Source organism: Chryseobacterium sp. FH1, from assembly GCF_000735135.1.
Classification (GTDB): domain Bacteria; phylum Bacteroidota; class Bacteroidia; order Flavobacteriales; family Weeksellaceae; genus Epilithonimonas.
The window spans coordinates 231508-239777 of record NZ_JPLZ01000003.1; the positions used below are offsets into that span (position 1 = coordinate 231508).

An 8270-nucleotide genomic window follows, 5' to 3' on the forward strand; every position below is an offset into this window, starting at 1 on the left:
AAACTCTTTACAGTTTTTGACCCGCTTTTCGACTAATCCACTCTCAAATTATTTAGTTTTGATACTGATCTCTTTTTTGCCGTCTTTGATATTGATGTTAAGATCTTCGATAGATTTCTTAACTTTCTCATCCAGTTTCATTCTTTCCAAAACTACGTCTGCAGAATCTTTGGAGTAATATTTCCCATTGATTTTTACGCTGTCACTTTTGTCGGAATTGTACTCGATCGTCGTTCCGTTGATATTGATTTTGTTTTTCTCAACCGTGATTCCACTGTGGTTATTATAATCGGAATCGTTGTCATCATCGTCATTATCATCGCTCACATACACTTGATATTCTTTCTCGTTGATGATTTTTGTGTTTCTTGGAACTACAAGTTCATAATCTAATCTGTAATTTCTGAATCTATATTCATAAGGATATTCGAAATAGTTTGGTAAAATAATTCTATTTCCGACAATTTCCACAGGTACTTTCATCTTTAATGGCTGATTGTAACCGTCTGCCTCTCTTTTTATAATCAGATAAGGCGTTTTGATGTTGTCTCTTCTTGTGATTTCTACGTGTGGATAATCTTTTTTGTAGATCTTAGACTTGTCAGAATAGATGTTATTAAAGTAGGTTTTGAAGTTCTCAGGAATTTGCACTTTTTTGCTATCGATATAAATTGTGTCAACAGCGTTCGCAGCAGTGATAGAGATGTTTTCATAATCTTCGTTGTCTCCACTGTAAGCAAAATTGAACTTAGATGCATTTGCTGCAAGAATTCCAATCAAAATAATCCAAATGATTCCTAGCGTTCCCAAAACAGGTCCTACATAATTGAATTTCGTCTTTGGAGAGAATAATTTGATCGATAATAATAAGAACGCAACGCCGAAGATAATGGTTGGCAAAGCCGCGATCGCTAAGATCAGATAGCCCATATTGTTTTCCTCAAGATAGAATCCAAGATTGTTATCAATCCCAAATTTCCCTGATCCGTAAGCAAACGTCATTGCAAAAAGTCCGATGAAACAGCCTGCTGCCGCTAGTGCTAGGAAAATCGCCAAACTATATTTAAGGATTTTTAAAAGCGTGTCTCCAGCTGAACCAATTTGTGGTTTGTTTTGTGTGTAGATGGCGCCAGCTTTGGCAGAAGTTTCATTCGCGAATTGGACAACTTTGCTAGATTCTTCCTTTAAGTTGTCAAAGTTCAGAGGTTTTCCTTTCATTTTCAAAAAATCCGAAGCCGATTCTGCTTTTGGTAAAACGGCCCAAAGAATCACATATAACAATCCAACGAACAAAAATAATGGTGCTAATGGAAATCCGATAATAAAAACAGCGATCCAAATTAATCTCATCAACGTCACATCCATTCCAAAATAAGAAGCCAGACCTGCGCAAACACCTCCTAATTTTGCATTTTCCGGATCACGAAACAATTGCTTTTGAGAATTGCTGCTGTAAGAGAATGTTCCAGAGGTTCTAGATTTTTTTTGTTTCCCTTCAGAAAAATATGCTTCTTCCTGCTCGTCAATTTGTTCAGGAGTTCCTATTTGAGCAATTACTTTTTCAACATCAGAATCATTGATCACTTCTCTTTTTCCAAGTGTTTCTTTGAAGATCTCCACCATTCTGATCTCGATGTCGTTCATCACTTCATCTGCTTCAGAAGCGTCTAGAGAATTTCTAAGAGCATTCAGATAATCGCTTAATTTTATGTAAGCCAGCTCGTCTATCGTAAAGGAAAAACCAGCGAGTGCTATAGATAATGTCTTGTTCATAATAGTTAGTTTTGAGAGTTTGAGATAATTTGGTTGACAGAATCTGTCAGTTCTTGCCAAGTGGTTTGCAGTTCTGCGAGGAAGAGGCTTCCTTTTTCCGTGATCTGGTAGTACTTTCTTGGCGGTCCGCTTGTGGATTCTTCCCATCTGTAAGCGAGGAATTCGCCATTTTTCAATCTTGTCAGGAGCGGATAAAGCGTTCCTTCCACTACATCCAGTCTTCCTTTTTTGAGAGATTCTATCAGGTCGGAAACATACATTTCACGTTGTTGGATAAGACTCAAAATACAGAATTCCAGAATTCCTTTGCGCATCTGCGCCTTTGTGTTCTCGGTATTCATATTAATTGTTTGGTTTTATAATTCAAAATTTAAAGTTCAAGATTCAATCTTTTACTTCTCCGACTTCTGTCTTCCAAGCTCAAAAAACTCTTTCTTTAACTTTACATTGCAAAGATATGTAAACTAAAAGGTATTGTGCAATACAAAGTAGTAAATATTTTTTATAATAATATTTAATTGATTGATTATCAGTAATTAAAATTTAAATTAAAAAAATGATAAAATTTAAACTGAATATAATTTGTTTAAAAATGGACTTTTAAACAAAGTTTAATAGGACGTTTAAACAAAATGGACGGGAGTTTTGTATTCTAATTTTGCTTCAATAAATATTTAAAAAATGAACAATTATCAAGGAGCATTACAAAAGCAGATTAATTCTGGCTTTAATGCAAAATCAACGACAGAAGAGGTTATCAATGGAATTAATCTCCAGGGAAAAACCGCAATCGTAACTGGAGGAAATACTGGAATCGGATTGGAAACAGTCAAAACATTATCGAAAGCCGGAGCAACAGTAATAGTTCCAGCAAGAGACATCGAAAAAGCAAAAAGAAATCTTGCCGGAATTCCTAATGTAGAATTAGAAGCGTTGGATTTGGTAAACCCTTATTCCATCAATACGTTTGCAGAAAAGTTCTTGGCGTCGGAACGTCCGCTTCATTTATTGATTAATAATGCTGGAATTATGTGGGTTCCGCTTCGCAGAGATAGTCGTGGTTTCGAATCGCAATTTTCTGTCAATTATCTGGCTCATTTCCAGCTCACAGCAAGATTATGGACTACATTGAAAAAGGCAAATGACGCAAGGATTGTGAATGTATCTTCCGGCGGACACCAGTTTTCGGATTTCAATTTTGAAGACCCAAATTTTCTAAACCGTGAGTATGAAACATTATTGGGATATGGGCAATCGAAAACTGCGGTCAATCTGTTTTCGCTTGAATTGGATAATCGTGCTAAAGAACATAATGTAAGAAGTTATGCTTTGTGTCCGGGCGCAGTTGGCGAAACCGAGTTGTCTAGAGAAGCACCAATAGATTTATTTCAAAAGTTAGGTTATGTGGATGCTAAAGGGCATTTGCTGCCGGAAGTCAAAGCTTCTTTAAAAACCATTCCGCAAGGTTCGGCGACAACGGTTTGGTGTGCCACAAGTCCTTTGCTTAATGATTTGGGCGGTGTTTATTGTGAAAATGTAGATGTAGCACTTCTGAGTCCAGATGTGTCGGTTATCGGTGGAATCAAAGCCTATTCATTAGATGAAGCCAATGCGAAAAGATTATGGAAATTAAGTGAAGAAATGACAGGAATTAGTTTCGACCTTAGTTGATATTTGTAACTTTGTGTGACGAGCAATATGGATTATAAGGTAAATTATATCAACCCGGAAATTAAACTTTCCTGTTATGAAGGCAAATTATTCAAGACCGAAGCGGCATTTGACGACCATTTGCTGGTTTGGCTGATTTCCGGCGAAACGAAAATCATTCAGGCCGACGAGAGTTTTCTGTTTGGTGCGGGAAGTACATTTTTGATTCCAAGAAATCAATTGGCGACAATCATCAATTATCCGAAAGACGGATTGCCTCATAAAGCTGTTGCAATGCACTTGTCAGCAAAACGGCTTAGAGAATTTTACAAGGATAATCAAGCAAAATCAAAAACTACAACAGAAAAAATCATCAGTTTCGAGAAGCATCCATTGCTGGAAAGCTGTTTGGCTTCTTTGATTCCGTATTTCGAAATGCAGAATAATTTCCCTGAAAATATTGCTTCCATAAAAATCAACGAAGCCATTAATATCCTTAGAACAATTGATGAAAAAATAGATTCTGTTCTCAATAATTTTGATGAACCCGGAAAGATTGATTTGGTGGCTTTTATGGAAAAGAACTTTATGTTCAATATGCCGTTAGAGAAATTTGGCTATTTGACGGGACGTAGTTTGACGACTTTCAAACGGGATTTTTACAAAGCATTCAGTTTGACGCCACAGCGCTGGCTGACCAAAAAACGCCTGGAATTGGCGCATTATGAACTGGCGGAAAAAAATAAAAAACCTGTCGATGTATATTATGAAACAGGATTCGAAAATCTGTCGCATTTTTCCTTTGCTTTTAAAAAACAATTTGGATATGCGCCGACTAAAATCATTAAAACTTAATCCATTTTTTAAGTTATTATTCACAGACAATCAAAAATAATTGATTAAAAATTTGCAGATGAGAAATGTTTTCATACTTTCGTAAGATATTTACTAAAAGATAATGATTTTCACAACCACAACAACGATTTCTACAACAACTACAATTAATAGTTGTAGAAAGGTGTGTTTGTGATATTTTAAAATATAAGTAATTAGCAAAAAGCCTTTCTGAATTCAGAAAGGCTTTTTGTATTTTAAATAAGATTAAGAATAATTAATGGAAGCTCCAAAGGAGCGAAATGTTTGTAGAATAATAGATAATAGAATCCAAGCTCCGTAGGAGCGTAATATATAATAGAAAACAAAAGATGAAAATTTTAAAATTTGGAGGAACTTCAGTCGGAAGTTTGGAAGCACTGAAGAATGTAAAATCAATCGTTGAAAAAGAATTCAACCAAAATGAACCTTTGATGGTGGTTTGTTCCGCATTTTCAGGAATTACAAACTCACTTTTGTTGTCCGCGGAAGAGGCGTTGCTACAAAATGATTTCTCAGAGATATTGAAAGTCGCAGAAGAAAAACATTACCAAATCATCTCAGGATTGTTGCCAAGAACTTCTCAGAATCCTTTATTAATGATGGTGAAAGTGAGTTTCAATGAGATTGAAGATATTCTTTTCAGCGTCAAAAACTTGGGCGAATTATCGGGCAGAGTCAAAGACAGATTGTTGGCTTACGGCGAACAAATGTCCAGTAAAATCATCGCAACTTATCTTCAATCAGAAAATTTCCCTGCGACTTACAAAGATGCGAGAGAATTGATTGTCACAGATTCAAACTTCGGAAATGCGTCCGTCGATTTCATAAAAACCAATGAAAATCTTAAGAATTGGAATCTTGAAAACCAAATTTATATAGTGACAGGTTTCATTTCGCAAGATAAAAATCAAGATGCGACAACACTCGGAAGAGGTGGTTCGGATTATACTTCAGCGATTTTAGGCTCAGGTTTAAAAGCTAAAGAAATCCAAATCTGGACAGACGTTGATGGTTTTATGACAGCCGACCCGAGATTAGTAAAGAATGCATTTTCTCAGCCAGAACTCAGTTATCAGGAAGCGATGGAAATGTCCTATTTCGGAGCAAAAGTCATCTATCCGCCAACAATGATTCCGGCCATCGAAAGTCAAATTCCAATTTTCATTAAGAATACTTTCAATCCGGAAAATCCAGGAACTTTGATTCAACAAAAATCCGAAGTTTCAAAAGGTCTAATCAAAGGAATTGTCTCCATCGAGAAAACCTGTCTCGTCAATATCACAGGAAACGGAATGGTTGGAATGAAGGGTTTCAGCGGAAGGTTGTTCAATGCTTTGGCAAAATATGACGTCAATGTCATTTTGATTACGCAGGCGAGTTCGGAACACAGCATTTCTTTTGTGGTCAATTTTAATGATGAGAAAAAAGCCGAAAAAGCCATCCGGGAAGAATTTGAATTTGAAATCAATGCCAACAAGATCGATGAACCGCAGTTCGATAATGAGCTAAGTATTCTTTCGGTGGTCGGCGAGAATATGAAAAAAACGAGAGGAATCAGCGGAAAATTTTTTAGCGCTTTGGGCAAAAATGGAATCAATATCATCGCCATTGCACAAGGTTCTTCTGAGCTCAATATTTCAGCTGTCATTGAAAGAAATGAACTCTCAAAAGCCCTGAATGTTGTCCACGATTCGCTCTTACTTTCGCCAGTAAAAACCTTCAATGTGATGTTCGCTGGAACAGGAAATATCGGTAAAGAACTCTTCAAACAACTTAAAAGAGAGAAAGAAAATCTGGAGAAAAATCACCAAATCAAAATCAATGTTATAGGCGTAACAAATAGCCGACAAATGATTATTTCAGAAAATGAAAGCTTGAATTTTGACTTAAATGAAATTTTAGATAAAAATTTAGAAAATGCTAATTTAGAATATTTTATAAATTCTATTTCAAGTAAAAATTTACCTAATTTGGTTTTTATAGATAATACTTCTAGCGAAGATGTGGTAAGTCATTATCCTCAATTTTTTGAGAATAATATTTCAATTGTAACTTGCAACAAAAAAGGAAATTCTTCAGCTTACGAGCAGTACAGCAAATTCAAAAGATTTGCGAAAAAGAACAACGTCAGTTTCCTCTATGAAACAAATGTTGGCGCCGGACTTCCAATTATCAAAACGCTGAACGACCTCTGGATTTCTGGAGACGAAATTCTGAAAATAGAAGCCATTTTATCAGGAACGATTTCTTACATTTTTAATAATTATGTTGGCGAAAAATCTTTCGCTGAAGTTGTGAGAACAGCTCAAGAATTAGGTTACACAGAACCCGACCCAAGAGACGATTTGAACGGAATGGATTTCTCCAGAAAGATGCTGATTCTTGGAAGAGAAATTGGCTTACCTTTGGAAATGTCCGATGTCAACATCAAAGATTTTCTTCCGGAAGCTTGCCTCAAAGCAGATTCGATTCCGAGTTTTTATGACGAGTTAGAAAAGAACGAACCTTACTTTTCATCATTCAAAAATGAAGCAGAGAATTCTGGTCAAAAACTCAGACTAATCGGAATTCTGGAAGACGGAAAAATCAACATCGAAGTCAAAATGGTTGATGCCCATCACGCTTTCTACGGGCTGTCAGGAAGCGATAATATCATTTCATTCACCACTTCAAGGTACAAAAACACGCCATTGGTGGTCAAAGGTCCAGGCGCCGGCGCAGAAGTTACCGCCGCAGGCGTTTTCGCAGATTTGGTAAGAGTTACGGCTCAGTAATCATAAAAGATAAACGATAATTGTTAGTTGATTTCAATTCATCGTTTTAATAAAATATCATTTATCACTCATTATTTATCAATTATAAAAATGGATTCTATAAAAGTTTTCGCTCCCGCAACAGTCGCCAACGTTGTTTGTGGCTACGATATTCTCGGTTTTGCCATTGATGAACCAGGCGACGAAATCATCCTGACAAAAAACGATTCCAACAAAATCACCATCACAAAAATAGAAGGTGACGGCGGAAAACTTCCCAAAGACCCAGAAAAAAATGTAGTTTCCCACGTCATTCGATTGTTTTTGGAAAAGATAAATTCAACCCAAGGAATCGATATCGAGCTGTACAAAAAAATGCCTTTAAACAGCGGAATGGGTTCCAGCGCAGCGAGTAGCGTTGCGGCTTTGGTCGCCATTAATGAATTGATGGGAAAGCCTTTTTCTCGTCAAGAATTGTTGCCACTGGCAATGGAAGGTGAACGAATCGCCTGCGGAAATGCCCACGCAGACAACGTTGCGCCGGCACTTATGGGCGGAATGGTTTTGGTCAGAAGTTACGAACCGTTGGATGCGCTCAAGTTGCCTTATCCAAAGGATTTGTCCGTGGTTTCCGTTCATCCGCACGTAGATGTTCCCACAGGCGAAGCGAGAAAAATCATCAAGGAAAGAATCAGCCTGAAATCTGCCGTTCAGCAATGGGGAAATATCGCAGGATTGGTCGCCGGATTTAGCACCAACGACCTTGGTTTGGTCAGCCGAAGTCTCGAGGACGTCATCATAGAGCCAGTTCGCGCGATGTTGATTCCGTATTTTTATGAGATGAAACAACTCGCTCTGGACAATGGCGCGATTGGTTTTGGGATTTCCGGTTCCGGTCCGTCGGTTTTCGCTTTGTGCGAAAAGAAAGAAATTGCAGAATTTATTTCACATAAAATCAAAGAGTTACTCAATCAAAAAAATATAGAAAGCGAATCATTCGTCACAAAAATCAACGACGAAGGCGCACGAGTGATTAATTAAAATTATTTGGGCAGCTATTTCCGCCTTCCGTTCCCAATCTTTTTGCCAAAGCTTTTCCAGCCACAAAAAAGGATTTCCACTCCTTTAGATTTGCAATAATAAAATATGATTGGAAAATATTAAATTTAGAAAAGAGAAAAGCATTTAATTAAACTTTGCTCCGCTCCGGGAAAAACC

General features: G+C 37.0%; 6 protein-coding genes. 4 read left to right on the top strand and 2 right to left on the bottom strand.

Annotation, left to right across the window (positions count from 1 at the left end; translation table 11 throughout):
* Nucleotides 1-48: 48 nt before the first annotated feature.
* Nucleotides 49-1773 (bottom strand): PspC domain-containing protein, encoded by a 1725-nt coding sequence (locus IO90_RS05380; RefSeq protein WP_034964728.1) that lies wholly within the window; start codon nt 1771-1773, stop codon nt 49-51.
* Between the two features lie 5 nt (nt 1774-1778).
* Nucleotides 1779-2114 carry a PadR family transcriptional regulator gene (locus IO90_RS05385; protein WP_034964729.1) on the bottom strand — a complete coding sequence of 112 codons (336 nt, stop codon included), beginning with the start codon at nt 2112-2114 and terminating at the stop codon, nt 1779-1781.
* Nucleotides 2115-2454: 340 nt separating this feature from the next.
* Here IO90_RS05385 and IO90_RS05390 point away from each other — a divergent pair, with 340 nt between their 5' ends.
* From IO90_RS05390 to IO90_RS05405, 4 genes are all read left to right on the top strand, one after another.
* Nucleotides 2455-3444, top strand: a complete 990-nt coding sequence (locus tag IO90_RS05390) for an SDR family NAD(P)-dependent oxidoreductase (RefSeq protein ID WP_034964730.1) — start codon at nt 2455-2457, stop codon at nt 3442-3444.
* A gap of 27 nt (nt 3445-3471) precedes the next feature.
* Nucleotides 3472-4278: a helix-turn-helix domain-containing protein gene (locus IO90_RS05395; protein ID WP_034964732.1), complete on the top strand. Its 807-nt coding sequence runs from the start codon at nt 3472-3474 to the stop codon at nt 4276-4278.
* A gap of 350 nt (nt 4279-4628) precedes the next feature.
* Nucleotides 4629-7073, top strand: a complete 2445-nt coding sequence (thrA, locus tag IO90_RS05400) for a bifunctional aspartate kinase/homoserine dehydrogenase I (protein WP_034964733.1) — start codon at nt 4629-4631, stop codon at nt 7071-7073.
* Between the two features lie 90 nt (nt 7074-7163).
* Entirely contained in the window at nt 7164-8093 is a 930-nt protein-coding gene (locus tag IO90_RS05405) for a homoserine kinase (RefSeq protein ID WP_034964735.1), read from the top strand.
* The last annotated feature ends 177 nt before the right edge of the window (nt 8094-8270 follow it).

Bases quoted from the DNA above. Each gene is read 5' to 3' on its own strand.
- IO90_RS05380 (WP_034964728.1), bottom strand. From the start codon at position 1,773: ATGAACAAGACATTATCTATAGCACTCGCTGGTTTTTCCTTTACGATA.
- IO90_RS05390 (WP_034964730.1), top strand. From the start codon at position 2,455: ATGAACAATTATCAAGGAGCATTACAAAAGCAGATTAATTCTGGCTTT.
- IO90_RS05405 (WP_034964735.1), top strand. From the start codon at position 7,164: ATGGATTCTATAAAAGTTTTCGCTCCCGCAACAGTCGCCAACGTTGTT.
- thrA (WP_034964733.1), top strand. From the start codon at position 4,629: ATGAAAATTTTAAAATTTGGAGGAACTTCAGTCGGAAGTTTGGAAGCA.
- IO90_RS05385 (WP_034964729.1), bottom strand. From the start codon at position 2,114: ATGAATACCGAGAACACAAAGGCGCAGATGCGCAAAGGAATTCTGGAA.
- IO90_RS05395 (WP_034964732.1), top strand. From the start codon at position 3,472: ATGGATTATAAGGTAAATTATATCAACCCGGAAATTAAACTTTCCTGT.